The sequence below is a fragment of the Protofrankia sp. Cj3 genome (genome assembly GCF_917627355.1).
Taxonomy (GTDB): Bacteria; Actinomycetota; Actinomycetes; order Frankiales; family Frankiaceae; genus Protofrankia.
This window is the reverse complement of record NZ_CAKJTR010000020.1, coordinates 38,577-40,686: the sequence shown is the minus strand read 5'-3', so window position 1 is coordinate 40,686 and position 2,110 is coordinate 38,577. Positions and strand designations below refer to the sequence as shown.

2 protein-coding genes are annotated in these 2,110 nt (G+C 65.5%); both read left to right on the top strand.

The features are described from left to right. On the top strand, window positions 1-388 hold a 388-nt coding region (locus MJ783_RS04680; RefSeq protein ID WP_239308682.1), incomplete at its 5' end, for a histidine phosphatase family protein. A gap of 266 nt (window positions 389-654) precedes the next feature. Next, window positions 655-2,110, top strand: a 1,456-nt coding sequence (locus tag MJ783_RS04675; protein WP_239308681.1) for a catalase, incomplete at its 3' end; no start/stop codon positions are given.

Below are 2,110 nucleotides of genomic sequence, written 5' to 3'. Positions count from 1 at the left end.
GAGAGTGGCCCGGTTCGAGCACTGGGATGATCTTGCCGAATGGAACTACGGAGAGTTCGAGGGCATCACAACGCCTGACATCCGCCGATCGGTGCCGGGGTGGACGGTGTGGAGCGGGCCCACCCCCGGGGGCGAGACCCCCGCGCAGGTCGGTAGCCGCGCTGACCGGGTGATCGGACGTGTCCTGCCGTACCTGGAACGAGGTGATGTCGCCCTGGTCGGGCATGGCCACATGCTGCGGGTGCTGGTCGTGCGCTGGCTGGAGCTGGATCCGGCTTTCGGCGCCCGTTTCGTCCTGGATGCCGGTGGGCTGTCCATCCTCGGGCATGAGCACGAGACGCGTGCGGTCCTGCGCCTGAACGAGCCGGCCCTGAACGAGCCGGCATAGAGCGTCGGATTCCATGGCTTTCCGAGCCGCGCGGGTGGGTAGGCCTTCCTCGTCCCCCGACGTACGAGCGCCCGGCAGCAGGGGGGTAGATCAAGGAATGGGGCTGGGGCACGTGCATCGCGCGGCAATGGATGGACAGCGATGCCGCGAGGCGCGTGCCCCGGCCCCGCCGATAGCCCCGCGATGCCGCCTCCCCCGTTGCCGGTCGCTCCAAGCAGGCCCCGTCGAGCGGCAGGGCCGCGACGACAGGACAGGAGTGAGCCTCAATGACGGAGTCTCGACCACCTGCCAACCCGGTACCCGCCAACCCGGCACGCCCGACAACGACGGACGCGGGGATCCCGGCGCCGAGTGACGAGCATTCGCTGTCAGTCGGCCCGGATGGCCCGCTGCTGCTTCAGGATCACTATCTGCTCCAGAAGATGGCGCAGTTCAACCGGGAGCGGGTGCCCGAGCGCGTTGTTCACGCCAAAGGGGGCGGCGCGCACGGCTATTTCGAGGTGACCGCGGAGGTCACCAGGTACACCAGGGCCGCGTTCCTCTCCGAGGTGGGCAAGCGCACCGACGTGTTCGTCCGGTTCTCCACCGTGGCCGGGGAGCTTGGCAGCGCTGACACGGTCCGCGACCCGCGTGGTTTCGCGATCAAGTTCTACACCGAGGACGGCAACTACGATCTGGTCGGCAACAATACGCCGATCTTCTTCGTACGTGACCCGAGCAAGTTCCAGGACTTCATCCGCTCGCAGAAGCGGCGGGCCGACACCCACCTGCGCGACAACAACATGCAGTGGGACTTCTGGACGCTGTCACCCGAGTCGGCTCACCAGGTACTGATTTTGATGAGCGATCGCGGAACGCCGCGTTCCTGGCGGCATATGAACGGTTACGGCAGCCACACCTTCATGTGGGTGAACGCGGCACATGAACGGTTCTGGGTGAAGTATCACTTCAAGACCGAGCAGGGCATCGACAACTTCACCGACGGCGAGGCGAAGGCGACGGTTGCGATCGACCCGGACCGCCATATCCGTGATCTCGCGTCGTCGATCCACAATGGTGACTATCCGTCTTGGCGACTGGAAATTCAGCTCATGCCGTTCGCGGCTGCGGCCACCTACCGTTTCAACCCCTTTGATCTGACCAAGGTCTGGCCGCACGCGGACTATCCGCCGATCACGATCGGCCGTATGGTCCTGAACCGTAATCCCGGCGACTACTTTACCGAAGTGGAACAGGCATCCTTTGAACCGGCCAACATGGTGCCCGGGATCGGCCCGAGCCCGGACAAGATGTTGCTTGGCCGGCTGTTCTCCTATCCGGACACGCATCGTCACCGGATTGGCCCAAATTATCTACAGCTACCGATTAATCGCCCGAAATCTCCGGTCAGCTCCTACAACAAGGACGGCGCGATGCGTTACGAGCCGTCCCGCGACCCGGTGTACGCGCCGAACAGCTACGGCGGGCCCCGGGCCGACACGGCCCGGTACGCCGACGACGCGGTGTGGGCGGCTGACGGCGAGTTCGTGCGGTCGGCGTACACACCGCACCGTGACGACAGTGACTTCGGCCAGGCGGGCGCCCTGTACCGGGACGTGATGTCCGACACCGACCGTGACCATCTGGTGAGCAACATCGTCGGGCATGCATCCCAGGATGTTCAGCCCGAGGTCCAGCGGCGGGTCGTGGAGTACTGGCGCGACGTCGACCCGGACCTCGGCG